The sequence below is a fragment of the Janthinobacterium sp. BJB301 genome, assembly GCF_002735685.1.
Lineage (GTDB): Bacteria > Pseudomonadota > Gammaproteobacteria > Burkholderiales > Burkholderiaceae_D > Janthinobacterium > Janthinobacterium lividum.
In genome coordinates, this window is the sequence record NZ_PDZJ01000001.1 from 2,502,017 (window position 1) to 2,526,725 (window position 24,709).

Below are 24,709 nucleotides of genomic sequence, written 5' to 3' on the forward strand. Positions count from 1 at the left end.
CTGTCGTTAAGATCACCATCTGGTAATACGCATGCAATATGAATAAGATACGCCAGAATGCGAACTCATAGCAACATATTTTCATCACTATTTGTTCGTTTCTGTTCGTTTATGATTTTTAAAGAGACAAATCCATGATTTTGAATCCCCGCCAGCGCCGCCTGCTCGAAGTGGTGCGCCAGAAGGTCACCATGTCCGTCGAAGAGCTGGCCCAGCAGCTGGGCGTGACGCCGCAAACCGTGCGCCGCGACGTCAAGCAGATGGAAGAAGCGCGCCTGCTGGCCCGCTACCACGGCGGCGTCGGCTTGCCCTCGTCCGTGGAAAATATCGATTACAGCCAGCGGCAGGTGTTCAACAGCGACGCCAAGCGGCGCATCGCCGCCGCCGTCGCCGCGCAGGTGCCGCACGGCTGTTCGCTGCTGATCAATATCGGCACGACCACCGAGGAAGTGGCGCGCGCGCTGGGCCGGCACACGGGCTTGCACGTGGTGACGAACAACCTGAACGTGGCCGCCATCCTGGCCGACAACGCCGCTTGCGAAGTCATCGTGGCCGGCGGCGTGGTGCGCGGGCGCGACCGCGGCATCGTCGGCGAAGCCACCATCGACTTCATCCGCCAGTTCAAGGTCGACATCGGCATCATCGGCATTTCCAGCATCGACGAAGACGGCAGCCTGCGCGACTTCGACGCGCGCGAAGTGAAGGTGGCGCAAGCCATCATCGAGCAGTCGCGCGAAGTGTGGCTGGTGGCCGACCAGCATAAATTCGGCCGCAAGGCGCTGGTGCGCCTGGCCGACCTGGCGCAAATCGACATCTTGTTTACAGATGCGCCGCCACCGCCCCGCTTTGCCGAAGTATTGCGCGACGCGGGCGTGAAGGTGGTGCTGGCCTGAGCGGGCCGCATTTCTGCAAGAAAACCCCGCACTGTCGCGTGGGCAATACGCCGTGTGTGGGCAAGCGCACCGAATGATATGAAATATTTATCAATTCGGCAAAAATGCTGTTACCATTGATGCAACATGAGTTATTTTTTTAATCTTCCTCTCTGGCAATACGATTATTTGCTTGATATTGTTTTTTTATCTCTCCAGAGCAAGAAAAAAGGAAAAACTCTTTGCCGGTAAGTGATTTCCTGTGAAAACAGTGTTAAAACTATCTCAAGCACGATGATTGTTCCCAAACAAACCACTCGACAGCAAGCGTGAAGGCCTTAACCATGCCGGCAACGCCGCCCAGTGAAGGAAAAGAAATGAGCCATAATTTTGAAGCGGCCGCCATGCCGCAATCCGCCCATCCCAACAGCGTCCCCGTCAGCGAGCTGGAAGCCCACCTCGGTTACTGGCTGCGTTTCGTTTCCAACCACGTTTCCCACAGCTTCCAGAAAAAAGCCGAAGCCAATGGCGTGACGGTCTCCGAATGGGTGGTGCTGCGCGAAATGTTCCGCCTGGGCTGCACCTCGCCCACGGTACTGGCGCAAGTGTCCGGCATGAGCAAGGGCGCCGTATCGAAACTGATCGACCGCCTGGAAAGCAAGGGCATGGTCAGCAAGTCCATCCTGCTGGCCGACCGCCGCCAGCACTCGATCGAACTGACCACGGAAGGCGAGGCGCTGGTGCCCGTGCTGGCCGAGATGGCCGACCAGAACGACGAGGAATTCTTTGGCAAGCTGCCGCGCCAGCTGCGCGACGACCTGCTCGAAGCGATGAAGGAAGTGGCGCGCACGCATCAGCTCAAGAGCGCCCCGCTGAATTAACAGCAGTAACACTCCCTGCAAGGGTGACACGGTGGCGCGGGCGCTTCGGCTATGATGCTGGCCTGACTGTCTACCAGGAACACGCATGGCCCTGCACATCGAAACTCCCTTGCTCAATTCACGCGCCCTGAGCCTGCACAGCGAACGCGCCATCTGGCTCAAGCTCGAAGCCCTGCAGCCGCCAGGCTCCTTCAAGATCCGCGGCATCGGCCTCGCCTGCGAAGAATATGCGCGGCGCGGCGCCAGCCGTTTCATCTCCTCTTCCGGCGGCAATGCCGGCATCGCCGTCGCCTATGCGGGACGCCAGCTGGGCATTCCCGTCATCGTCGTCGTGCCGGAAACGACCAGCCAACGGGCCAGGGCCCTGATCGCGCAGGAAGGCGCCGAAGTCATCGTGCACGGCGCCGCGTGGCAGGAAGCGAACGCGCTGGCGCAGTCGATGCTCACGCCGCAGGACGCCTTCTTGCATCCGTTCGACGACCCGCTGCTGTGGCAGGGCCACGCCGGCATGATCGATGAAGTGGCGCGCGCGGGCCTGAAGCCGGACGCGGTGGTGCTGTCGGTGGGCGGCGGCGGCCTGCTGGCCGGCGTGGCCGAAGGCTTGCAGCGCAACGGCTGGGATGACGTGGCCCTGGTGGCCGTGGAAACGCAAGGCGCGGCCTCGCTGGCGGCGGCCGTGGCCGCGCGCGAACACGTGACCCTGCCGGCCGTGACGAGCATCGCCACGTCGCTGGCCGCGCGCCAGGTCTGCGCGCAGGCATTCGCCATCAGCCAGACGCGCCTGCTGCACAGCGTGGTGGTGTCGGACCAGGCCGCCGTCGACGCCTGCCAGCGCTTCATCACCGACCAGCGCCTGGTGGTGGAGCCGGCCTGCGGCGCGGCGCTGGCGGCCGTCTACAGCAAGGTGCAGGAACTGGCGCCCTACCGCAATGTGCTGGTCATCGTGTGCGGCGGCGTGACGGCCACCACGCAGCAGCTCGACCACTGGACTGCCACCCTGTAATACTCAGGGCGCCGCCTCAAGCAGCGCCACGCCGTCGCGGCCCTGCCCCTTGGCGGCATACAGGGCCTGGTCGGCCAGGTCCAGCAACTGCGCCGCCGTCAGCGCGCCTTCGCGGAAGATGGCGATGCCGATGCTGGTCGTCACCGGCAACGGGCCGCTGGCCAGTTCAAAGGGCTGGCGGATGGCGTCGATGATCTTGGCGCCCACGTGGCGCACTTCGGCCGCGCCGTTCACGCCTTCGAGAATGATCACGAATTCATCGCCGGCCAGGCGCGCCACCAGGTCGCTGGCGCGCACGCTGCGCACCAGGCGCGAAGCGAATTCCCTCAGCACCTCGTCGCCCGCCTTGTGTCCCAGGCTGTCGTTGATGGCCTTGAAACGGTCGATATCGAGATAGGCCAGCGCCATCGGCGCGCGCGCAGCCCGCGTGCGCTGCATGCTTTGCGCCAGCTGCTCGTCGAAGCGGCGGCGGTTGGCGATGCCCGTCAGGGTGTCGGTGGCGGCGGCAAACTGCAGCGCCGTGTGCATCGCCTTGGTCTTGGTGATTTCATGAATCAGGCCATACACGCCTTCCACCGTGCCGCTCTCGCCCACGTCGGGCACGTAGCTGGTCTGGAAGGCGCGCCGGCCGGCGTCCCCCTCGCCGCCGATGGTGAATTCATACTCGACCTCCTCGCCCGCGAAGGCGCGCCGCAGGTATTGCTCGCGCAGCTGGTACGCTTCCTCGCCCAGCACGTCGCGGATCGACTGCATCAGGCTTTCCTGCTGCGACCTGCCGAACCATTTTTCAAACGTGGCGTTGATGAACTGGTAGCGGTGCTCGCGGTCGATATAGACGATCACCACGGGCACGTGGTCCGTCAGCAGCTTCAGGCGCCGCTCGCTGTCGCGCGTCTGCGCCTCGGCGATTTCGCGCTCGGCCACCAGCGAGTAAAAGTCGCGGCTCAAGTCGCCGATCTCGTCGCGCCGCTCGATTTGCAGCGCCTCGATGCCCAGGCGCTGGCGGCGGATCTGGTGCACCTGGCGGCGCAAGCGCTCAAGCGGCAGCAGCAGGCGCAGCACCACGCGCCAGCCGGCCAGGCCCGCCAGCGTCGCCAGCAGCACGGCGGCCAGCAGGATCTTGCTGCGGATGGCGTGCAGCGGCGCGAAGGCTTCGCTCATGGGATACACGGACGCCAGTATCCAGCCCGTCGAGGCGATGCGGTGGTAGGCGAACAGGGCATCGACGCCTTGCGTGGTGGTGCCGGTCAGCCAGCCCTCGTAGCCCTGCATGGCGCGCCGCGTGGGCACGCTGACGGGGCCATGGGCTTCGATATGCTGCATGATGCGCGACTTGTCGGGATGCTCGACGATGACGCCTTCGCTGGTCATGATGTACAGATAGCCGCCCTGCCCCGGCTTGAGGGCGCCCAGACGGCCCAGGAAATCGGGCTGGCGCAGGTTCACGCTGGCCGCCAGCACATAGCGCACGCCGCCCTGCGCGTCGAACACGGGCTGCGTCACCACCACGATGGGCATGCCGGAAATACTGCCGTTGAGCGGCGCGGAAATCACCGAGCGCCGGGTCGCCAGCGTCTGTTCAAAGTAAGGACGGCCCTTCACGTTCAGCCCCGCCTGCGGCTTGAAGGGACTCACGCTGGCCAGGACGTCGCCGTCGATGCCGACCACGCCGGCCGAATAGAACTCCGTCCCCAGCACCGTCTGCGCGGCCAGGAAACGCTGCAGGCTGGCGCCGTCGTGCCCGTCGCTGGCCGCCAGGCTGTCCGCCATCGCGCGCAGCACATTGCGCTTCGCGTCGAGTTCCTCGTCGATGAAGACGGCGGCGCTGGCCAGCGATACGTACTGCTGGCGCCCCATCACGTCGCGCATGCCGCGTTCGGCCACGGCCAGGGTGGCCAGCGCCAGCGAAGCCACCGCGCCCAGCACGAGCAGGAAGACGACCACGCTCATGCGCGCCTTCAGGCTGGCGGGCAGGCGCCGGCGCAGCCACTGACGCAATTTCCCTCTTGTCGCCGTCATGCCGTCACGTCCGCCGCTGCAAATACCGGTACAGGCGCTCGACCGACTCGTCCAGCGCCAGGGTGCCCGTGTCCAGGGTCAGCGCGGCCGCCAGCGGCGCTTCGTAAGGGGCGGAAATGCCCGTGAATTGCGCCAGCTGCCCCGCGCGCGCCTTTTCATACAGGCCTTTCGGATCGCGCGCCTCGCACACGGCCAGCGGCGTGCTGACGTGGACTTCGATGAAATGCGCCGTGCCGATGATGGCGGCGGCCATGGCCCGGTCGGCGCGATACGGCGAAATGAGGGCGGCGATGACGGTCAGCCCCCCTCCGTTCATCAGGCGCGCCACTTCGGCCGTGCGGCGGATGTTTTCATGCCGGTCTTCGGGCGTAAACCCCAGGTCGCGGTTCAAGCCATGGCGCAGCTGGTCGCCGTCGAGCAGCGCCACGGCGCGGCCCTCCGCCTTGAGCCGGCGCGCCAGCGCATCGGCGATGCTGGACTTGCCGGCGCCGCTCAAGCCCGTCAGCCAGACCGTGTCGTGTTGTCCTGCTGTCATCACACTGCCTCTCCTCTTGTAGAGCTGGCAATATAACAAAGCCGCGCAGGAAAGGACAGATTATCAGGCAGCGCTGCGCGTCTCAAGCAGCAATTGTCGTATCTCCGGCACGCAGGAGCCGCAATTGCCGCCCGCCTTGACGCAGGCCGTCACCTGCGCCGTCGTCGTCAACCGCTGTTCCACGATGGCCGCGCAAATGGTGTTGCGTCCCACGCCAAAGCACGAACACACGGTGGGCCCCGCGTCCACGCCCTTGCCGATGGGCTGCCCCAGCAGCACGCCGGCGCGGTCGGCCGCATCCATTTGCGCGTGCGCAAACAGGCCCGCCAGCCAGCTGCGCGACGGCAGGTCGGGACGCGGCGAGACATACACGCATTGCGCGATGCGCCCCTCGTCCAGGTGCACGGCGCGGTACACGCCGGCACTGGCGTCCGCATAATCGAGCCAGTCGGCATTATCGTCCGTGACGCCCAGCAGCGCGCGCGCCCAGGCGCCCAGGTCTTCGATGCGCTGGCGGCCGGCCAGCTCGTAGCGCAGGAACTGCTCGCCCTGGATGCGCGTCCAGTGCGCCACGCCGTCGAGGTTCAAGGGCGTGCGGCTCAGGACAAACGCATGCCAGTGCACGCGGAACTGCTCGATGCGCACGGGCGTGTGCTTGAATTCCGGCTCGCCCGAGACAGGATCGACGACGGGGTTGACGACGGCGCCCACGCGCGCATCGGATGCATTGGCGTCGCTCCAGTGTATCGGCACGAAGACCTGGCCGCGCGCGATGCCGCCACCATGCACGACGCGCGCCACCATCGCGCCCCAGGCGCTGGAAATGCGCGCCAGCTCGCCTTCGCGCACGCTGTACAGCAGCGCATCCTGCGGGTGGATATCGATGAAGGCTTCGGCGATGTGGCCCGACAGTTTCGCCGCCTTGCCCGTGCGCGTCATCGTGTGCCACTGGTCGCGCACCCGGCCCGTGTTGAGGATCAGCGGATAGTCCTCGTCGGGCATGTTGCGCGGCGCGCGCGGCGCCGTGGGAATGAAGCGCGCGCGCCCGTCCGCATGCGCGAAACGGCCGTCGCCGAACAACCTCGCCTGGCCCTGCGGCCACTGCTGCGGCGCCAGGGCGTCATAGTGCGCCGCATCCAGGCCGGCCAGGTGGCCCAGGTTGAACAGGCGCGCCGTGTCTCCCGCGTTGCGGAAGGCGGACAGGCGCGCGTGTTCGTCGAAGATGGCCTGCGGCGACGTGAAATCGAAGCCGGCATGTCCCATGCGCCGTGCCACGTCGCACAGCACGTCCCAGTCGGCGCGCGCCTCGCCGGGCGCCGGCAAAAACGCCCGCTGGCGCGAGATGCGGCGCTCGGAATTGGTCACCGTGCCATCCTTCTCTCCCCAGCCCAGGGCCGGCAGCAGCACGTCGGCATGGGCATTCGTGTCCGACCTGGCGCTGATGTCCGACACCACCACCAGTTCGCATTTGGCCAGCGCGCGGCGCACCTGGTCGGCGTCCGGCATGCTGACCAGCGGATTGGTGGCGATGACCCACACGGCTTTCACCTTGCCCGCCTCGATGGCCTGGAACAGGTCCACCGCCTTCAGGCCAGGCTTGCTTGCCATGCGCGGAGAGCCCCAGAAGGTTTGCACGGCTTCGCGGTGCAGCGGCTTGTCCAGCTCCAGGTGCGCTGCCAGCATGTTGGCCAGGCCGCCCACTTCGCGCCCGCCCATGGCGTTTGGCTGGCCCGTAAGCGAGAACGGCCCCATGCCGGGCTGGCCGATGCGCCCCGTCGCCAGATGGCAGTTGATGATGCTGTTGACCTTGTCCGTGCCGGAGGACGACTGGTTCACGCCCTGCGAAAACGCCGTGACGACATTGCGCGTGGCGGCAAACGCCTGGTAAAACGCCAGCAAGGCGTGCGGGTCGACCTTGCAGATGGCCGCCACCTGCAAGGGGTCGCCGCAATCCACGTGGGCAGCCGCCAGCGCGTCGTCCAGTCCCGCACTGTGCCGCGTGACGAAATCGTCATCGATCACGCCTTCGCGTGCCAGGTAGCACAGCAAGCCGTTGAACAGCCACACGTCCGTGCCCGGTTTCACGGGCAGGTGCAAATCGGCCAGCTCGCAGGTGGCCGTGCGGCGCGGGTCGATCACCACCAGTTTCATGTGCGGTCGGCTTTCCTTGATACGTGTGATGCGCTGGAACAGGATCGGGTGGCACCAGGCCGTGTTCGAGCCCACCAGCACCACCATGTCGGCCAGTTCCAGGTCTTCATAGCAGCCCGGCACGATATCCTCGCCGAACGCCCGCTTGTGGCCCGCCACGGCCGACGACATGCACAGGCGCGAATTGGTGTCGATATTCGCGCTGCCCACATAGCCCTTCATGAATTTGTTGGCGATGTAATAGTCTTCCGTCAGCAGCTGGCCCGAGACATACAGGGCGACGGCGTCGGGGCCGTGCTCGGCGATGATGGCGCGCAAGCCGCCGGCCACCTGGTCCAGCGCGGCATCCCAGGAAGCGCGCTGCAGCACGCCATCGACACGCACTTGCGGATGCAGCAGGCGCTTGTCGAGGTCCAGGGTGTCGCCCAGGGCCGAGCCTTTCACGCACAGCTTGCCCAGGTTGGCCGGGTGGCCGCTATCGCCGGCGATGCGGATGGCGCCGTCGGGAAGGCGTGTCGCTTCCACGCCGCAGCCGACGCCGCAATACGGGCAAGTGGTTTTCACGGGCATGCAGCTAGTCATGAAAGTATCCTGTTGGTCGCTGTCAGGCGGCCTGGGCGCACAGCGCCTGGCCAAACAATAAATGGGTGCGCAGTTTGCTGATGTCGCGGCGCTGCTGGATCAGGTCGAAATACCAGGGACCGTCCTGCACGTCGCCATACAGCACGGCGCCGGCCAGGCGGCTGCCCTGCACCACCAACCGCTTGTAGACGCCGCGGCGCGGGTCGCGCAGCACCAGGTCTTCGCTGCCCTCGCCGCCGATGATGTCGCCGGCCGAGTACAGGTCGATGCCCGTCACTTTCAGCTTGGTGGCGCTGGCCTGCTGCACGTAGCGGCGGTGTCCCGCGCCGGCCAGGTGCGCGCCGCACACGCGCGCCTGTTCCCAGATGGGCGCGACCAGGCCGAAGGTGGCGCGCCGGTGCTGCACGCATTCGCCCACGGCGTACACGCGCGGGTCGTAGCTTTGCAGGCAGTCGTCGACGACGATGGCCCGTTCGCAGTGCAGGCCGGCCGCTTGCGCCAGGGCGATGTTGGGGCGCACGCCGGCCGTCATCACCACCAGGTCGGCGGGGATGCTGCTGCCGTCCGCAAACTGCACGCCTTCCACCCGGGCGCTGCCCATGATGGCGGACGTTTGCGCGTGCATCAGAAAACGCAGGCCGCGCGCTTCCAGCGCCGATTTCAGCAGCATCGATGCGGGCGCATCGAGCTGCTGGTTCATCAGGGCGCCGCTCATGTGCACGACCGTGACGTCCATGCCCTGGCGCTGCAAGCCGTTGGCCGCTTCCAGCCCCAGCAAACCGCCGCCGATGACCACCGCGTGGCGGTGCGTGCGCGCCGCCTGCAGCATGGTATCGACGTCGCTGATGTCGCGAAAGCCGATCACGCCGGGCAGCGCATGGCCCGGCACGGGCACGATGAAGGGCGTGGAACCGGTGGCCAGCAGCAGGCGGTCATAGGCAACCGTGATGCCGGACAGCGACTGCACGGTGCGCGCCTTGCGGTCGATGCGCACGACGGGGTCGCCCGCGTGCAGGGTGATGCCGTTTTGCGCATACCAGTCGCGCGTATGCAGCATGATGTCATCCACCGACTTTTCGCCGGCCAGCACGGGAGAGAGCAGGATGCGGTTGTAATTGCCGTGCGGCTCGGCGCCGAACACGGTGATGTCGTACAGGTCCGGCGCGAGTTTCAACAGTTCCTCGACCGTGCGCATGCCGGCCATGCCGTTGCCGACCACCACGAGCGCGGGACGCCGGGGCGGGTTCACAGGGCCACCCACACCATGTCCGCGAACACGCGCGCGGGCCAGGTGGCCACCGAATGCTCGGGCGCTTCGATGCACTCGCCGCTGGCCAGGTCGAAGTGCTGCTTGTAGATGGGCGAGGCGACGACGACGCGCTCGCCGATGCTGCCCACGAGGCCCCGCGACAGCACCGAGGCGCCCGCATTCGGGTCGACATTGTCGATGGCGTACACGCGCGGCGCGGCATCGCCGACGCGGAACACGGCCACGTGGCGGCCACCGAGCAGCGCGCACACCCCCGTGTCGGGCACGATGTCGGTCAAGGGACAGATGGCTACCCAGTTGTCGGCGGTGGCGCCGGAAAGTTCATTCATGGCGTTCATGGCTCAAGCCTCCACGGCAAGGATGGGGATCACGGTGCTGCGGCGTTCCATCTCGGTGGCGGGCCGGATCTGGCCCCGCTCTTCGACGAACACCACGTTTTCATCGCCTTTGTCGCTGTTGACGAAATGGCGGAAGCGCTGGCGCACGGCCGGGTTGGAAACGGCTTCCTTCCACTCGCAGGCATACGTGTCGACCACGTGCTGCATGTCCGCTTCCAGCTCGTGGGCGATGCCCAGCCGGTCGGCGATGACGACGGCTTTCAGGTAATCGAGGCCCCCTTCGAGGTTGTCGCGCCACACGCTGGTGCGCTGCAGGCGGTCGGCCGTGCGCACGTAAAACATCAGGAAGCGGTCGACGTAGCGCACCAGGGTGGTTTCATCGAGGTCGGACGCCAGCAACTCCGCATGGCGCGGCTTCATGCCGCCATTGCCGCACACGTACAGGTTCCAGCCCTTTTCCGTGGCGATCAGGCCGATGTCCTTGCCCTGCGCCTCGGCGCATTCGCGCGTGCAGCCGGAGACGCCGAACTTGATCTTGTGCGGCGTGCGCAAGCCCTTGTAGCGGTTTTCCAGCTGGATCGCAAAACCCACGCTGTCGGCCACGCCATAGCGGCACCAGGTGGAGCCGACGCACGATTTCACCGTGCGCAGCGACTTGCCGTAGGCGTGGCCCGACTCGAAGCCGACCGCGATCAGTTCTTCCCAGATGGCCGGCAACTGGTCGACGCGCGCGCCGAACAGGTCGACCCGCTGGCCGCCCGTGATTTTCGTGTAGAGACCGTATTTTTTCGCCACCATGCCCACGGCGATCAGGCCGTCGGCCGTCACTTCGCCGCCCGGCATGCGCGGCACGACGGAATACGTGCCATCCTTCTGGATATTGCCGAGAAAATAATCGTTGCTGTCCTGCAGGCTGGCGTGCACCGGAGACAGGACGAAATCGTTCCAGCACGATGCCAGGATATTCGCCGCCACGGGCTTGCACACGTCGCAACCCAAACCCTGGCCATGCGCGGACAGCAGCGCGCCGAAGCTGCGGATTTTGCCCACGCGGACCAGGTGGTGCAATTCCTGGCGCGAATACGCAAAGTGTTCGCACACGTGGTTGTTGACGGCCAGGCCCTGCTTCTGCATTTCCGCCTTCATGATCTGCGTCACCAGCGGCACGCAGCCGCCGCACGCGGTGCCCGCTTTCGTGCAGGACTTTAATGCGCCGATGGTGGTGGCGCCATCGGCGACGGCCGCGCACAGCGCGCCTTTCGACACGTCATTGCACGAGCAGATTTGCGCCGACTCGGGCAAGGCATCCACGCCCAGGCCCGCTTTTTGCTGGCCGTCGGCCTGGGGCAGGATCAGGAACTCGGGGGATGCCGGCAGCTCGATTTTATTGAGCATCATCTGCAGCAAGGTGCCGTACTCGCTGGCGTCGCCCACCATCACGCCGCCCAGCAGGTATTTGCCGCAATCGGAAACGACGATCTTCTTGTAGATCTGCTTGCGTTCATCCATGAACTGGTAGGAGCGGCTGCCCGGCGCATTGCCGTGCGGGTCGCCCAGGCTGGCCACGTCCACGCCCATCAGTTTGAGCTTGGTGCTCATGTCGGCGCCCTTGAACGAGGCTTCGCCCTCTTCCTGCAGCACGTGGCGCGCCGCGATGCGCGCCATTTCATAGCCGGGCGCCACCAGGCCAAACACCAGGCCGCCCCACAGCGCGCATTCGCCGATCGCATAGATGTCCGGGTCGGACGTGACGCAGCTGTCGTCGATGGCGATGCCGCCGCGTGGTCCCACGTCCAGGCCGCAGGCGCGCGCCAGTTCGTCGCGCGGGCGGATGCCGGCCGAGAAGACGATCATGTCCGCTTCCAGGTGGCTGCCGTCGGCAAACTGCATGCGGTGCGTGGCCGCTTCGCCGTCGACGATGGCCAGGGTGTTCTTTTGCGTGTGCACGGTCACGCCCAGTTCCTCGATCTTGCGGCGCAGGACGCGCGCGCCGCCTTCATCGACCTGCACGGCCATCAGACGCGGCGCGAATTCCACCACGTGGGTGTCCAGCTTCAGATCCCTCAAGGCCTTCGCGCATTCGAGACCCAGCAATCCCCCGCCGATCACCACGCCCGTTTTTGACTTTCCGCCCCAGGCCAGCATGGCTTCCAGGTCTTCGATGGTGCGGTAGACGAAGCAGCCATCGCGCTCCTTGCCCGGCAGCGGCGGCACGAACGGCGTGGAGCCGGTGGCGAACACCAGCTTGTCGTAGCCCAGCACTTCACCCGTGCTGGCGGTGACGGTTTTCGCCGCGCGGTCGATGGACACGGCGCGCGCATTGAGCTTCAGGACGACGTTGCCCTTGTCGAAGAAGCCGGGCGCCACCAGCGACAGGTCCTCGGCCGATTTTCCGCTGAAAAATTCGGACAGGTGCACCCTGTCGTAGGCGGGGCGCGGCTCTTCGCACAAGACCGTCACGGACAGGCGCGTGTTGTTCTCCAGCGCCAGGCGTTCGAGGAATTTGTGTCCGACCATGCCATGGCCAAGGACGACGATGTTCAGGGGGTGGTTCATTGTTTTCTCCTCAGGCCGCGGCCATGTTTGGTTCTGCCGCTTCGCGGGTAAAGCGCACGGCGATGGCGCACAGGGCCGAGATCACCACCAGCGCGCTGAGGATGATCAGGGTCTGGCGGATGTCGCCCGTGCCCTTCATCAGGAAACCGGCCGCCACGGCGCCCACATTGCCGCCGGCGCCGATGATGCCGGCCACGCCACCCAGGGCACGGCTGTCGATGAAAGGCACCAGCGCATAGGTCGCGCCGCACGCCATGTGGGTGAACAGGCCGAAGACCAGCATGGCGATGACGGCGTACGTGACGCTGTCGACCTTGGCAAACCACAGCAGGCCCACGCCCTCGCCGATCATCAGCATGAACAGCAGGGTGACGCGGCTGTTCAGGTTGCCGCGCAGGGCCAATTTATCCGACATCCAGCCGCCCAAAGCGCGGGCAAACAGGGCCAGCAAACCAAAGCTGCCGGCGGCCAGGCCGGCCGATTTCAGGGACAGGCCGAAATGGTCGACGTAGTACACGGCGGCGATGTTGTGGATGAAGATTTCGATGCCGAAGCAGGCGCCGTAGGTGACGAACAGCAGCCAGACGCGATAATTGCTGCTGGCGGCCTTGAAGCTGTCCCAGCCCCCCTTCTTGCCACCCTCGATAGGCACGCCGGCGGCGCGCAAGTCCGAGTAATTACCTTCCGGGCAATCCTGCGTATAGCGCCAGTAGAGGGCGGCCATCACCAGCATCAGCACGCCCGGCACCAGCAGGGCCACGCGCCAGCCCATCGATTCGGACACGCCCAGCATCAGCACGGCACCGAGCAGCAAGGGCATCAGCGCCTGCGCCGCGCCGCCGCCCGCATTGCCCCAGCCGGCTGCCGCCGCATTCGCCGTGCCCACCACGCGGGGCGCGAACATCACGGAGGTGTGATATTGCGTGATGACAAAGCTGGCGCCGACGGCGCCGATGCCCAGGCGGAAGAACAGAAAACTTTCATAGCTTTGCGAGGCGGCCACACCGAGCACGGGAATGGCGCCCAGCAGCAGCAAGCCCGTGTAGGTCTTGCGTGGGCCGTAGCGGTCGCATAATGGCCCCACGATCAGGCGCACGAGGATGGTGATGGCGACGGCCGCGATATTGATGTTCGCCACTTGTGCCAAGGAAAGGCCGAACTCGCCCTTGATGACCGGCATCAAGGGGGCGCAGGCGAACCAGGCGAAGAAACACACGAAAAATGCCATCCACGTCAGGTGGAATGCGCGCATGGGTGGCGTGGCGAGGGAGAAGAGCGCGATGCGCGTTGCTTTTTGGCTGGCCATGATGGTTCCCGAAGTATCCCGTTGATAAAACAAAACGGCGCCCGCCCCCGCCGATGAGAAAAATCAGCCTGGGCGGACGCCGTTGTCCATGTGGTCCGTCGTTGGACCGTTGTGCGTTTATTCAGGGGATCGCCGTTGATCCGTACCCTCTGTTTAGCAAGTGCCGTGCCAGCTTGCCTGACGGGCACGCAGCATCATTCACACCGGCTTTGCGCCAGATCATGGCCAATCACGGTGCAAGCATGCCACTTGCTGGTGCATGCGGGAACCAGCAAGTGGCATATCTTGTCTAACTGCCATCTGAAGCAGTACGGGAGGCCACGATGGTCAAGACACTGCGTTGGCTACGGCCGCCATGGCTGGCTGGCGTGTGTGCGGGGCTGCTGCTCATTACGTGGAGTAACACTGCCGCCGCGCAAGAGCCGAAGGAACACAGCGAACTCGATGCCACCGTCGCCGCGCCCTTCCACGCCGCGCGCGGCGAGCGGGCAACGCAGGCGCGTGCATTTGTCGTGCGCCTCGCCTATCCGGGCGAAGGCCGCACCCATGCGGTGCGCTGGACATTGACCTTGTCCGGCCCGGGGCCGCAAGGCGCCGTGCTGCGGCGCTGGTCGGGCACGCAACAGGTAGGGGCCGGCGGCAAGAGTGTCACCTTGCCCTGGGATGGCCGCGCCGACGCCGAAGCGCGCGAACGGCGCATACCGGTCCCGGACGGTTTATATGAACTGCGCCTGCTGGCCGTGGCCGATGCGGGCACGCCACAGGAAACGCAGGTGGAGCAGCAATGGCCAATCCAGGTGCGGCGGCGCAGCGGCACGGCCCCCACGGTGCCCGCCTTCCAGGCCGGCTTGCAACAACTGCCCAGCCTGGAAGGCCAGCCCGGCTACCGCATCGTCTACGCCAACCTGCACAGCCAGACGCGCCACAGCGACGGCGGCGCGGCGCTCGACGCCTGCCACGGCGCGCAGGATCCGCAAACGGCGCCCTTCGGCCCCATCGATGCCTACAAGTATGCGCAGCAACATGGGCTCGACGCCCTGCTGACATCCGAGCACAACCATATGTATGACGGTTCCGACGGCACCAACCCAGCCGCCACCGCTGCCGAAGCGACAGCCCTGTACCAGACGGGGCTGGCCGAAGCGGCCGCGTATTCGGCCGCCCACCCCGGTTTCCTGGCCCTGTACGGCATGGAATGGGGCGTCATCAACAAGGGCGGCCATGTGAATATCCTCAATAGCGAGCAGCTGCTGGGCTGGGAACGGAATGCCCTGGGCGAGCTGCTGGCCGACGTGGAAACGCCGAAGGGCGATTACGCGGGCCTGTACGCGCTGATGCGCGAACGGGGCTGGGTCGGCCAGTTCAACCACCCGGCCCAAACGGGCCAGTTTCTCGTCAATGGCCAGCCGCTGGGCTACACGCCGGATGGCGACGCGGCCATGGTGCTGTGCGAAGTCATGAACACGTCCGCGTTTTCCACCAACGACCAGGAAACGGAGACGCGGCGCAGCAATTACGAGGCAGCCTGCAACCGCGCCCTGTCGGCCGGCTACCACCTGGCCTTCAGCAGCAACCAGGACAACCACTGCGCCAACTGGGGCGCGTCGTACGGCAACCGCACGGCCGTGCTGGTGGCCAGCCCGGCCGCCGGCATGCCCGTCTCACGCGACAGCTTCCTCGACGCGCTGCGCGCGCGCCGCGTGTTTGCCACCATGGACAAGCATGCGCAGCTGCTGTTCACGGCCAACGGCAAGCTGATGGGCGAGCGTTTCGACAACCATGGCCCCTTGCACCTGGCCACCCATTTCAGCAACAGCGCGGGGCGGCAAGCGGCCGCCATTGCCATCTTCCACGGCGTGCCGGGAAGCAATGGCTCCGTCACACAGGTATCGGACCAGGCCGAGCTCACCCTCACGCCCCCGCCCGGCCCCCATTTCTATTACGCGCGGCTGGCGCAGGACGATGGCAATATCGTCTGGTCGGCGCCCGTGTGGGTCAATCAGCTGCCGTGACGGTGACAGTGACAGCGGGGGCGGAATGCCGGGCCATCAGCTCGGCCACCCAGTCGATGAAGACGCGCAGTTTCTTGCTGACATGGCGGTTCGGCGGATAGGCGAGATGGAGCGGCATGGCATCGACCGTCCATGCGGGGAACAGCGGCAGCAGCTCGCCCCTGGCCACGTGCGGCCGCGCCATGTAATCGGGCAGCCACAGCACGCCCAGCCCCGCCACCCCGGCCGCCAGGTAGGCGTTGCCGTCGTCGATCGACAGCACGTACTGGCCATGGATCTTCACGCTCTGGCCCTCGCGGTGCATCACGTACGGAAAGCCGTTGCCGCTGCTGGCCCAGCGAAAGCGCACGATGCGGTGCGCGCTGTCCTGCAAGTCCAGCGGATGCAAGGGCGTGCCTACCCGCTGCAGATAGGCGGGCGCCGCATACACGCCCAGCGGCAAGTCGGCGAGCTTGCGCGCCATCAGCGACTGGTCGGTGATGTCACCGCCGCGTATCACGCAATCGACATTCTCGCCGATCACGTCGACCATGCGGTCGCTGGCGCCCATGTCGAGCACGATATCGGGATACCGCGCATGGAACCCGGGCAGCGCCGGCACCAGCAGCAAGGCGGCGAGCGGACTGGGCACGTCCACCCGCAACTGGCCCCGCGGCAAGGCGGCGGCGTGCGGCAAGCTCGTTTCGATTTCTTCCAGGGTGTCGAGCACCTGCACGATGCGCTCGTAATAGGCGGCGCCATCGGCCGTCACATTGACCTTGCGCGTGGTGCGGTTCAGCAGCTTCAGGCGCAGCCGCGCCTCGAGCTGCTGCACCAGCTGCGTCACCGTGGTGCGGCTCATGTGCAAGGTCGCGGCCGCCCGCGTAAAACTGCCCGTCTCGACCACCCGCACGAAAGCCTTCATCGCGTCAAACCTGTCCATCTACACCTCCGCCATTCGATTGTTTGGATTATACAAACAGTGCAGGCGATTCTGGCCGCTTTATCAGCTGGCTGGCAGCAGATAAAGTGTTCTCCAGGCAGCAACTTCGCTGCATCAACAAAGGAAAGCTGATGAAACGCGACGTCGTATTCCCTCCGGGCCGCCAAGCCCTGTATGAACAGAACCGCTATTCCCCGGCCGTGCGCGCCAACGGCCTGCTGTTCGTCTCCGGCCAGGTCGGCAGCCGCGAAGACGGCACGCCCGAACCAGGCCTCGACGCCCAAGTCCGGCGTGCGTTCGACAACCTGAACGCCATCTTGCAAGCGGCCGGCTGTACCTTCGACGATGTACAGGACGTGACCATCTTCATCGTCGACCCGCAGGCCAACTTCCAGCGCATCTGGGATATCGTGCAGGCCGGGTACTGGGGCCAGGCGCCGCACCCGACGGTGACGGCCGTGGGCGTGACGTGGCTGTATGGTTTCCAGTTCGAGATCAAGGTGGTGGCCAAGCTGCCTGGCCACCACGCAGACCCCGGAAGCGTGCAGGAAAAATAGCGGCAGGTTTTCCCTCGCACGATTGCCCGCCGCTAGGTGCGCTGGCACTGATCTGTGGCAACATGGCAGCGCCGTTTGGACAGCATGTTGACAGCAAGGCGGCGCAAGCAACCCATGCCAGGAAACCCAATGAAGCCAAAAGCGCTGATCATCGCCCATATCGAAGCGTTCTTGCTGGAGCCGCTGAGCGCAGCAGGCTTCAAGTTCTCGCCAAGCCAGCTGACGTTCAAGCGCACGCGGAACGAATTCGTCCAGGCCATCCATTTCCAGGCCAACCGCCATAACGAAGAGCATCTCTGCGTGGCATTCTGGAGCCACTATCAGGTTTCGTCCAGATTCTATACATCGTGGCACAAGGCGCGTTACGCTCACGAACCTGCCAACAATATCGTTGGCGATGTAGCCGACTGGAATATCAGAAACTGGCAATTCCCTGTCATCGATGGCAAGGAGGACAAGGAACACCAGCTCGTCGATCCGTCCCATCGGACAACAGTCATGGCCTGCCTGCGGGACAATCTGCTGGAGTTGGCCATTCCCTGGCTCGAGCACCGGTCCAACTGGGAAAATGCGGCCCTGGCCCTGGTCGAAGCGCAAGGCTCGCATGCCAGGGCCTGCGATTTTTATCTGATGGCCGGCAAGCAGGAAAAAGCCTTGTGGGCCTTGCACGAAGGCATTGCCTACTGGGAAAGAAACCCCAAGGCATCTTATCCACAGGAAAAAGAGGAGATCGCTTTGCGTATGGAACACTACTTCAATGCGACAGCAATCTGAACCATGACAGAGATCACTTGCCCCTACGATGGCGACTGCGGGCACTCATTCGCCCCCAGCGCAATGGCAGCGTCGGATGGCGCATTCTTAACGACGGCCATCACCAAAAAGATGACGTTCATGTTCCTGCACTGCCCCGCATGTACAAGGATGTTCCAGTTCAATCCGGTCGCCTGGACAGCGCAGGCTTGCGAAGCTGCCGCGCCCAAGGCTGCCAGGGTAGCGAAGAAAAGCGGCAAGCAGCTGGACAAATTGCTGGCCAGGGAAAAAGTGGCCCTGCCCCCGGCCTATCTCGATCACCTCCACAGCGGAAAGTCGCGTCGCGAGGTGGCGATTTGCAGCGATGAAGATCCTTTCACGCTGTACAGCCTGGACGAGTTGTGCAAAGAGGTCGATGTGGATGGAACAAGCTATCTGGCAGTCAGGCAACTGGAAGGCTTTGCCCAGGCCCTGGCGCAAGCGGCGGGAACAGGCTCGAAGCAGGCAGCACCGTTCAGCCCTGCCGAGCTGGCGGCTTGCCTGACCATCGGCGAGGAAAATACGCGCATCCTGTTCATCGACAGCCGCGACAACGAGGCATTGTGGATTTATCACTCCGATGGCGGCGATGTCGACAAGACACGGCTCACCGTGACCTCCCTGATTGGGCCTGGCGCCCCCTGAAGGGCGCATCACGCCGCAGATTCTGCGGCCTGCTTCCGTTCCAGCAAACAATATTGGAAAAGCATGTTAATTCTTAAATAGTCGTTTATAGACACTGGTTCCCCGCAGCAATCCATGGCACCATGGGTGCGCCGTTTTGACAGCAACACGGCACAACCGACCATCGTCAAGGAACCCTGTCCATGTCTTTTTATCGCAAGTTTGCCGGCAGCATGCTGCTGGGCCTGGCCACAGCGGGCATCGCCCATGCCCAAGCCCCGGCGCCCGCCTCTACCCCTACCGATCCCCACCTTTGGCTGGAAGAAGTCCTCGGCGACAAGCCGCTGGCCTGGGTCAAGCAGCACAATGCCGTGAGCACCAAGGAACTGGAAAGCCAGCCCGGTTTCGCCGCCCTGCAGGCGCGCCTGAAAACCATCCTCAATTCCAAGGAACGCATTCCCTACGTCAGCAAGGAAGGCGAGTATTACTACAACTTCTGGCGCGACGCCCAGCACGTGCGCGGCATCTGGCGCCGCACCACCCTGGCGCAATACCAGCTGGCCGAGCCAAATTGGGAAACCGTGATCGACCTCGACCAGCTGGCCGCCGGCGAGAGTGAAAACTGGGTCTGGGGCGGCGCCACCTGCCTGTATCCGAAGGGCGAACGCTGCCTCATTTCACTGTCGCGCGGCGGCGGCGACGCCAAGGTGGTGCGCGAATACGACGTGGCCAGGCGCGCCTTTGTCGACGGCGGCTTTACCCTGCCCGAAGCGAAGGGCAGCGCCAGCTGGATCGACCAGGATACCCTGTTCGTCTCCACGGATTTCGGCCCCGGCTCGATGACCAGCTCCGGCTACCCGCGCATCATCAAGCAGTGGCAGCGCGGCACGCCGCTGGCGCAGGCGCAAACGCTGTACGAAGCCAAGCCCGACGACCTGAGCGCGGGCGCCTACAAGGATTTCACGCCCGGCCACGAACACCAGTTCATCGAGCGGCAAATCGATTTCTACAGCGGCGAAATGTTCCTGCGCGACGGCGCCGAGTTGAAGAAAGTGCCGAAACCGGACGACTCCACGGCATTCACCGTGCGCGACCAGCTGGTCATCACCCTGCGCTCGGACTGGAAAGTCAACGGCAAGACCTATGCGCAAGGTTCGCTGCTGGCGACCGACTTCAAGTCTTTCATGCAGGGCAAGCAGGAACTGGAAGTGCTGTACGCGCCGACGGCCACGTCTTCGCTGGACAATGTCACGGCGACGAAATCGGCCATCCTCGTGACGACCCTGGACAAGGTCAAGAACCGCCTGACGGAACTGCGCCACGTGAACGGCAAGTGGCAGCGCCGCGCCGTCGATGCGCCCAAGCTGGGCACCCTGGCCGTCAGCGCGCTCGATCCCGTCGATTCGGACCAATACTTCCTGACGGTGACCGACTTCCTCAATCCGACCACCCTTTACCTGGCCACGGCGCAGAGCGACAAGCGCACGAAAATCAAGTCGCTGCCCGCCTACTACGACGCGGCGCCATACAAGGTGGAGCAGTTCGAATCGACGTCGAAGGATGGCACCAGGGTGCCGTATTTCGCCATCATGTCCAAGAAGACGAAGTTCGACGGCAGCAACCCCACCGTGCTGTATGGCTATGGCGGCTTCGAAGTGTCGCTGAAACCCAGCTACAGCGGCACCACGGGCGTGGCGTGGCTGGAAAAGGGCGGCGTGTACGTGCTGGCGAATATCCGCGGCGGCGGCGAATTCGGTCCCCGCTGGCATCAGGCGGCATTGAAGGAAAACCGCCAGCGCGCGTATGACGACTTCATCTCGGTGGCGCAGGATCTGATCAAGCGCAAGGTCACCAGCCCGCGCCACCTGGGCATCATGGGCGGCAGCAATGGCGGCCTGCTGACCGGCGCCGTGCTGGTGCAGCGTCCCGACCTGTTCAACGCAGTCGTCAGCCAGGTGCCGCTGCTCGACATGCGCCGCTATAACAAGATGCTGGCGGGCGCCTCGTGGATGGGAGAGTACGGCGACCCGGACGTGCCGGAACAATGGGCTTATATCAGCAAGTACTCGCCGTACCAGAACGTCTTCAAGGACAAGAAATATCCGCGCGTGCTGTTTACCACTTCGACGCGCGACGACCGGGTCCACCCTGGCCATGCGCGCAAGATGGTGGCGAAGATGGAAGAGCAAGGCCACGACGTGCTGTACTGGGAAAACACGGAAGGCGGCCACGCGGGTGCCGCCAACAACGACCAGCAGGCGCTGATGTGGGCGCTGACCTACACCTTCCTGCTGGAGCAGCTGAAGTAATGGGGTGGTGTCGGATTACGCGTCCCGCCAATCCGACCTGCCCGGCCTACCCGGCCTGCCCGGCTGCAGGATTGCCTACTTCGCCTGCGCGCTGGGGCGTTCGGCGATACGGTCGCGGTAAGCCTGCAGGTTGGACAAGCCTTCCGCGCCGGGACGGTACTTCATCAGGCCGCGCGCAAATTCCAGCGCACAAAAGGCCGTGATGTCGGCAATCGTGAACCGTTCGCCGGCGATGTACGGCTGGCTGCCCAGCACCTGGTCCAGCCATTGCGCCGTTTCGCGCAGCTTGCCCGCCTGCGCCGCGGCGAAATCGGGAAACTGCGGGTTTTCCAGCGCCACCAGGGCCGGATGGCCGTGGCGCACCCAGTTGGCGGTGGCGCTGAACAAATGCAGTTCCACGCGGCGGTCGGCCATTTCGATGAAGGCGCGTTCCTCGAAGCCTTCGCCCATCAGGTTCGGCTGCGGCTGCAAGCCTTCCAGGTAGGTGCAGATGGCGCGCGTCTCGGTCAGCACGCGCCCGTCCTGCAATTCCAGCACGGGCACGCGGCCCAGCGGGTTTTTCGCCAGGAAGGCGGGATCGCGGTGCTGCCCCGCCATCAGGTCGAGCGCCACTTCCTCGATGCCGGTGATGCCCTTCTCGGCGATGAACATGGTGACGCGGCGTGGATTGGGCGTGCGGGGGCTGATAGTCAGTTTCATGTGCAGGTCTCGTCTCGTTGTAGTGGTGGATGGTGGTTGACAATCAGGTGCGGCACCAGCCTGTGGCAATGCAGTCAGGCGCCCATCATACCAGCGCACCGTCGTGGTGCGGCGCTCCTGGCGCGTTGACTTTGCCCCCGTTTCCACTTAGATTGCTGTACGGGAACGCTGGCTTCCAGTTCCAGCGATGTCCCCCAACCGCCATCAACGCTCGCAGCCTACCCGGCCGGCGGGCGTTTTACCCATGAACGAAGGGCATACCATGCATCGCACACCGACTCCGCGTTTCCGCCGCAGCCATCTGGCCGCCGCCGTCCTGGCGCTGACCGCCGTCACCGGCTTCACCCCGGGCCACGCCGCGCCCGCCGCCAAATACGCGTCGGCCAGCCACGCCCTTGGCACCACCACGCAGCTGCCGCGCGGCGTCACGCCTTTGCACTACATCCTGTCGATCACGCCGGATGCCGCCGCCTCGACCTTCAAGGGCGAAGCCGCCATCAAGGTGGCCGTCGACACGCCAACGGCCAGCATCACCTTCAATGCCTTGAACCTGGCGTTTGCCGCCGCCGCCATCGAAGGCGCGGGCGGCAGCAAGCAGGTGACGCGAAAGATCGATATCGATGCGGACAAGCAGACGGCCACCGTGCATTTTGCCGAGCCGCTGGCCAAGGGCGAGTACCTGTTGCGCATCGACTACACCGGCAAGATCGGCACGCAGGCGACGGGCCTGTTCTCGCTCGACTACGATACGCCGCAAGGACGCCAGCGCGCCCTGTACACGCAGTTCGAGAATTCGGATGCGCGCAGCATGCTGCCATCGTGGGATGAACCGGACTACAAGGCCACCTTCGCGCTGGACGTGGTCGTGCCGAGCAACCAGATGGCCGTCGGCAACATGCCGATCGCCCGCAGCGAAGACTTGGGCAATGGCAAGAAGCACGTGTATTTCGCCACCACGCCGCGCATGTCGACATATCTGCTGTTCTTCGGCCTGGGCGACTTCGAGCGCGCCACGGCCATGAGCGACGGCACGGAAATAGGCGTCATCACGAAGAAGGGCGCGCTGGCGCAAAGCCGCTTCGCGCTCGACGAATCGGCCGCCCTGCTGCGCGAATACAACGATTATTTCGGCGTGCGCTACCCGCTGCCCAAGCTCGACAACATCGCCGCGCCGGGCCGCAGCCAGTTCTTCGGCGCCATGGAAAACTGGGGCGCCGTCTTCACCTTCGAATACGGCCTGCTGCTCGACCCGACCATCTCGACGCAGACCGACAAGGAAAACATCTACACCACCCTGTCGCATGAAATGGCGCACCAGTGGTTCGGCGACCTGGTCACCATGCGCTGGTGGGACGACCTGTGGCTCAACGAAGGTTTTGCGTCGTGGATGGAAAGCCGCACCACGGAGCGTCTGCACCCAGAATGGAACACGGCCCTGTCCAACGTGGGCGGACGCGAATCAGCGATGAGCCAGGATGCGCTGCGCACCACGCACCCGGTGGTGCAGCGCATCGCCACCGTGGAACAGGCCAGCCAGGCCTTCGACGGCATCACCTACCAGAAGGGCGAAGCGGTGATCCGCATGCTCGAAGCGTACGTGGGCGCCGACACGTGGCGCACGGCCGTGCGCAGCTACATGCGCAAGCATGCTTATGGCAATACGGTGTCGGACGACCTGTGGCGCGAAGTCGATGCGGCCGCGGGCAAGCCCGTCAGCGCCATCGCCCATGACTTCACCCTGCAACCGGGCGTGCCGATGATCACCGTCGGCGCAGCCGTGTGCAGGAAGGGCAGTACGCGCGTGACCTTGACGCAGACGGAATTTTCCAAGGATCAGCCGGACAAGAAGCCGCTGTCGTGGAAAGTGCCGGTGATCGCTTCTACGGTCGGCAACGGCAAGCTGGCCAAGGTAGTGATCAAGAATGGCAAGGCGACCCTGAACGTGCCCGGTTGCGGCGCCCTGCTGGTGAACGCGGGCCAAAGCGGCTACTACCGCACCCTGTACGCGCCAGCCGGCACGCACGCGCTGGCGGGCAGCTTCGCGCGTCTGGCGCCGATCGATCAATTGGGCTTGCTGGCGGACAGCCAGTCGCTGGGCATGGCGGGCTTGCAAGACCCGGCGGCTTTCCTGGAACTGGTGAAGGCCACGCCGCTGTCGGCCGATCCGCAAGTGCTGGGCCGCGTGGCCGGCTCGCTGAACGGCCTGTATGAGCAGTATGCGGGCGATAGCGCGGAAAGCAAGGCGCGCCAGCAGGCTTTCGGCCGCTTCGCCATGGCGCGCCTGGCGCCGATGATGGCGCAGACGGGCTGGGAAGCGCGCGCGGGCGAAGCGTCGAGCGTGGCGACCCTGCGCGGACGCCTGATTTCCATCCTCGGCGACATGGGCGAGCCGGGGGTGATCGCCGAAGCGCGCCGCCGCTACGCGGCCAGCGAACAGGATCCGGCCGCCATGCCTGCGCCGCTGCGCCGCACCATCCTGGGCGTGGTGGCGCAGCATGCGGACGCCGCCACCTGGGAGCAGCTGCACGCCAAGGCGCAGCAGGAAAAGACGCCGCTGGTCAAGAACCAGCTGTACGACTTGCTGGCCTCGACCGACGATGCGGCCCTGGCGCAGCGGGCGCTGGCGCTGGCGCTGACGGATGAACCTGGCGTGACCAACAGCCCGGCCATGATCTCGCGCGTTTCGCGCAGGCATCCTGAACTGGCCTTCGACTTCGCGCTGGCGCACCTGGAGCAAGTCAATGCGCGCATCGACGCCAGTTCGCGCAGCCGCTACTTCCCGCGCCTGGCGGCCGGTTCGGCGCAGCCGGAAATGATCGCCAAGCTGGAAGCGTATGCGCAGGCCAACCTGCCGGCCAGCGCGCGCGGCGACGCCGACAGTTCCGTGGCCGGCATCAAGTACCGCATCAAGGTGCGTGCCGAGCGCCTGCCGGCCGTCGATGCGTGGCTGGCCAAGCAAACGGGCTAAGCTCCCGCGCCCGGCGCCGCAGTACGGCAGCGCCGGGCATTTTCCAGCCCTGTACGAAAATCCGGGCAAAAAAAACCGGCTTCGCAAAGTGCGGTAGCCGGTTGAAACGCTGTTTCAGAGCGCAGGGATAAAGCAGGAAAACACATGAAAAAGTGGAAATCGTGCCGGTCATTGAGGTGTCCGGCAACCTTGCGCCCGGGGTTTCCGTGCGCCATGTATCCACTATGCCAGCCCTTGCCGGAAACAGGCTTAGGACTTCATTAAATCCCCGCCCGATCCCCGCATTTCCCCTGTCCCACCCTGCAATCATTAC

At 65.0% G+C, this 24,709-nt stretch carries 18 protein-coding genes; 9 read left to right on the forward strand and 9 right to left on the reverse strand.

The genetic code is table 11. The features are described from left to right. Positions 1-134: 134 nt before the first annotated feature. The 3 genes from CSQ91_RS11045 (at position 135) to CSQ91_RS11055 (ending at position 2,756) form a co-directional block, all read left to right on the forward strand. The gene (locus CSQ91_RS11045) at positions 135-893 is read left to right on the forward strand and encodes a DeoR/GlpR family DNA-binding transcription regulator (RefSeq protein WP_180278398.1); all 759 of its coding nucleotides are present in this window, start codon (positions 135-137) and stop codon (positions 891-893) included. A 356-nt stretch (positions 894-1,249) separates the two neighbouring features. Next, positions 1,250-1,753: a MarR family winged helix-turn-helix transcriptional regulator gene (locus CSQ91_RS11050; RefSeq protein WP_052139937.1), complete on the forward strand. Its 504-nt coding sequence runs from the start codon at positions 1,250-1,252 to the stop codon at positions 1,751-1,753. A gap of 85 nt (positions 1,754-1,838) precedes the next feature. Next, a complete protein-coding gene (locus CSQ91_RS11055; protein ID WP_099388266.1) occupies positions 1,839-2,756 on the forward strand; it encodes a pyridoxal-phosphate dependent enzyme in 918 nt (305 codons plus the stop codon). 3 nt (positions 2,757-2,759) lie between these two features. On the opposite strand, the gene CSQ91_RS11060 is transcribed toward CSQ91_RS11055, so the two are convergent. The 7 genes from CSQ91_RS11060 to CSQ91_RS11090 are packed head-to-tail and all read right to left on the reverse strand — an operon-like array spanning position 2,760 to position 13,513. Continuing rightward, on the reverse strand, positions 2,760-4,775 hold the full coding sequence (locus tag CSQ91_RS11060; protein ID WP_099388267.1) for a diguanylate cyclase domain-containing protein: 2,016 nt from the start codon (positions 4,773-4,775) through the stop codon (positions 2,760-2,762). Between the two features lie 4 nt (positions 4,776-4,779). Beyond that, positions 4,780-5,349 carry an adenylyl-sulfate kinase gene (cysC, locus tag CSQ91_RS11065; protein WP_373630449.1) on the reverse strand — a complete coding sequence of 190 codons (570 nt, stop codon included), beginning with the start codon at positions 5,347-5,349 and terminating at the stop codon, positions 4,780-4,782. Positions 5,350-5,373: 24 nt separating this feature from the next. Beyond that, complete coding sequence (locus CSQ91_RS11070) at positions 5,374-8,043, reverse strand: nitrate reductase (RefSeq protein WP_099388269.1); 2,670 nt, start codon at positions 8,041-8,043, stop codon at positions 5,374-5,376. A gap of 22 nt (positions 8,044-8,065) precedes the next feature. Beyond that, positions 8,066-9,292, reverse strand: a complete 1,227-nt coding sequence (locus CSQ91_RS11075) for an NAD(P)/FAD-dependent oxidoreductase (protein ID WP_071653678.1) — start codon at positions 9,290-9,292, stop codon at positions 8,066-8,068. Beyond that, positions 9,289-9,642, reverse strand: coding sequence for a nitrite reductase small subunit NirD (gene nirD, locus CSQ91_RS11080; RefSeq protein ID WP_070256593.1), 354 nt, complete (start codon positions 9,640-9,642; stop codon positions 9,289-9,291). Before nirD ends, CSQ91_RS11075 begins: the two co-directional genes overlap by 4 nt. 12 nt (positions 9,643-9,654) lie before the next feature. Then, the gene (nirB, locus tag CSQ91_RS11085) at positions 9,655-12,207 is read right to left on the reverse strand and encodes a nitrite reductase large subunit NirB (protein WP_099388270.1); all 2,553 of its coding nucleotides are present in this window, start codon (positions 12,205-12,207) and stop codon (positions 9,655-9,657) included. Between the two features lie 10 nt (positions 12,208-12,217). Beyond that, positions 12,218-13,513, reverse strand: coding sequence for an MFS transporter (locus CSQ91_RS11090; protein WP_099388271.1), 1,296 nt, complete (start codon positions 13,511-13,513; stop codon positions 12,218-12,220). 323 nt (positions 13,514-13,836) lie between these two features. Between CSQ91_RS11090 and CSQ91_RS11095 the strand changes: the two genes are divergently transcribed. After that, positions 13,837-15,525, forward strand: a complete 1,689-nt coding sequence (locus CSQ91_RS11095) for a CehA/McbA family metallohydrolase (protein ID WP_099388272.1) — start codon at positions 13,837-13,839, stop codon at positions 15,523-15,525. On the opposite strand, the gene CSQ91_RS11100 is transcribed toward CSQ91_RS11095, so the two are convergent. Next, on the reverse strand, positions 15,509-16,447 hold the full coding sequence (locus tag CSQ91_RS11100; protein WP_099388273.1) for a LysR family transcriptional regulator: 939 nt from the start codon (positions 16,445-16,447) through the stop codon (positions 15,509-15,511). The genes CSQ91_RS11095 and CSQ91_RS11100 overlap by 17 nt on opposite strands. A gap of 128 nt (positions 16,448-16,575) precedes the next feature. On the opposite strand from CSQ91_RS11100, the gene CSQ91_RS11105 reads away from it, so the two are divergent. The 4 genes from CSQ91_RS11105 (at position 16,576) to CSQ91_RS11120 (ending at position 20,729) form a co-directional block, all read left to right on the forward strand. Next, on the forward strand, positions 16,576-17,004 hold the full coding sequence (locus CSQ91_RS11105) for a RidA family protein (protein ID WP_099388666.1): 429 nt from the start codon (positions 16,576-16,578) through the stop codon (positions 17,002-17,004). Between the two features lie 129 nt (positions 17,005-17,133). After that, positions 17,134-17,778 (forward strand): DUF4304 domain-containing protein, encoded by a 645-nt coding sequence (locus CSQ91_RS11110; protein WP_099388274.1) that lies wholly within the window; start codon positions 17,134-17,136, stop codon positions 17,776-17,778. A gap of 3 nt (positions 17,779-17,781) precedes the next feature. Further along, positions 17,782-18,441, forward strand: a complete 660-nt coding sequence (locus CSQ91_RS11115) for a hypothetical protein (RefSeq protein ID WP_143451009.1) — start codon at positions 17,782-17,784, stop codon at positions 18,439-18,441. A gap of 182 nt (positions 18,442-18,623) precedes the next feature. After that, entirely contained in the window at positions 18,624-20,729 is a 2,106-nt protein-coding gene (locus tag CSQ91_RS11120; RefSeq protein WP_180278399.1) for a prolyl oligopeptidase family serine peptidase, read from the forward strand. Between the two features lie 75 nt (positions 20,730-20,804). Here the strand turns inward: CSQ91_RS11120 and CSQ91_RS11125 are convergent, their stop codons facing one another. Continuing rightward, complete coding sequence (locus CSQ91_RS11125) at positions 20,805-21,428, reverse strand: glutathione S-transferase family protein (RefSeq protein ID WP_099388276.1); 624 nt, start codon at positions 21,426-21,428, stop codon at positions 20,805-20,807. A gap of 262 nt (positions 21,429-21,690) precedes the next feature. On the opposite strand from CSQ91_RS11125, the gene CSQ91_RS11130 reads away from it, so the two are divergent. Then, positions 21,691-24,396 carry a M1 family metallopeptidase gene (locus tag CSQ91_RS11130; RefSeq protein WP_034779139.1) on the forward strand — a complete coding sequence of 902 codons (2,706 nt, stop codon included), beginning with the start codon at positions 21,691-21,693 and terminating at the stop codon, positions 24,394-24,396. The last annotated feature ends 313 nt before the right edge of the window (positions 24,397-24,709 follow it).

What these genes read in the sequence shown, in the direction of transcription:
- nirD (WP_070256593.1), bottom strand. Translation starts at nt 9,642, where the DNA reads ATGAATGAACTTTCCGGCGCCACCGCCGACAACTGGGTAGCCATCTGT.
- CSQ91_RS11100 (WP_099388273.1), bottom strand. Translation starts at nt 16,447, where the DNA reads ATGGACAGGTTTGACGCGATGAAGGCTTTCGTGCGGGTGGTCGAGACG.
- nirB (WP_099388270.1), bottom strand. Translation starts at nt 12,207, where the DNA reads ATGAACCACCCCCTGAACATCGTCGTCCTTGGCCATGGCATGGTCGGA.
- CSQ91_RS11125 (WP_099388276.1), bottom strand. Translation starts at nt 21,428, where the DNA reads ATGAAACTGACTATCAGCCCCCGCACGCCCAATCCACGCCGCGTCACC.
- CSQ91_RS11055 (WP_099388266.1), top strand. Translation starts at nt 1,839, where the DNA reads ATGGCCCTGCACATCGAAACTCCCTTGCTCAATTCACGCGCCCTGAGC.
- CSQ91_RS11045 (WP_180278398.1), top strand. Translation starts at nt 135, where the DNA reads ATGATTTTGAATCCCCGCCAGCGCCGCCTGCTCGAAGTGGTGCGCCAG.
- CSQ91_RS11095 (WP_099388272.1), top strand. Translation starts at nt 13,837, where the DNA reads ATGGTCAAGACACTGCGTTGGCTACGGCCGCCATGGCTGGCTGGCGTG.
- CSQ91_RS11120 (WP_180278399.1), top strand. Translation starts at nt 18,624, where the DNA reads ATGTCTTTTTATCGCAAGTTTGCCGGCAGCATGCTGCTGGGCCTGGCC.
- CSQ91_RS11070 (WP_099388269.1), bottom strand. Translation starts at nt 8,043, where the DNA reads ATGACTAGCTGCATGCCCGTGAAAACCACTTGCCCGTATTGCGGCGTC.
- CSQ91_RS11090 (WP_099388271.1), bottom strand. Translation starts at nt 13,513, where the DNA reads ATGGCCAGCCAAAAAGCAACGCGCATCGCGCTCTTCTCCCTCGCCACG.
- CSQ91_RS11115 (WP_143451009.1), top strand. Translation starts at nt 17,782, where the DNA reads ATGACAGAGATCACTTGCCCCTACGATGGCGACTGCGGGCACTCATTC.
- CSQ91_RS11060 (WP_099388267.1), bottom strand. Translation starts at nt 4,775, where the DNA reads ATGACGGCGACAAGAGGGAAATTGCGTCAGTGGCTGCGCCGGCGCCTG.
- CSQ91_RS11050 (WP_052139937.1), top strand. Translation starts at nt 1,250, where the DNA reads ATGAGCCATAATTTTGAAGCGGCCGCCATGCCGCAATCCGCCCATCCC.
- CSQ91_RS11110 (WP_099388274.1), top strand. Translation starts at nt 17,134, where the DNA reads ATGAAGCCAAAAGCGCTGATCATCGCCCATATCGAAGCGTTCTTGCTG.
- CSQ91_RS11130 (WP_034779139.1), top strand. Translation starts at nt 21,691, where the DNA reads ATGCATCGCACACCGACTCCGCGTTTCCGCCGCAGCCATCTGGCCGCC.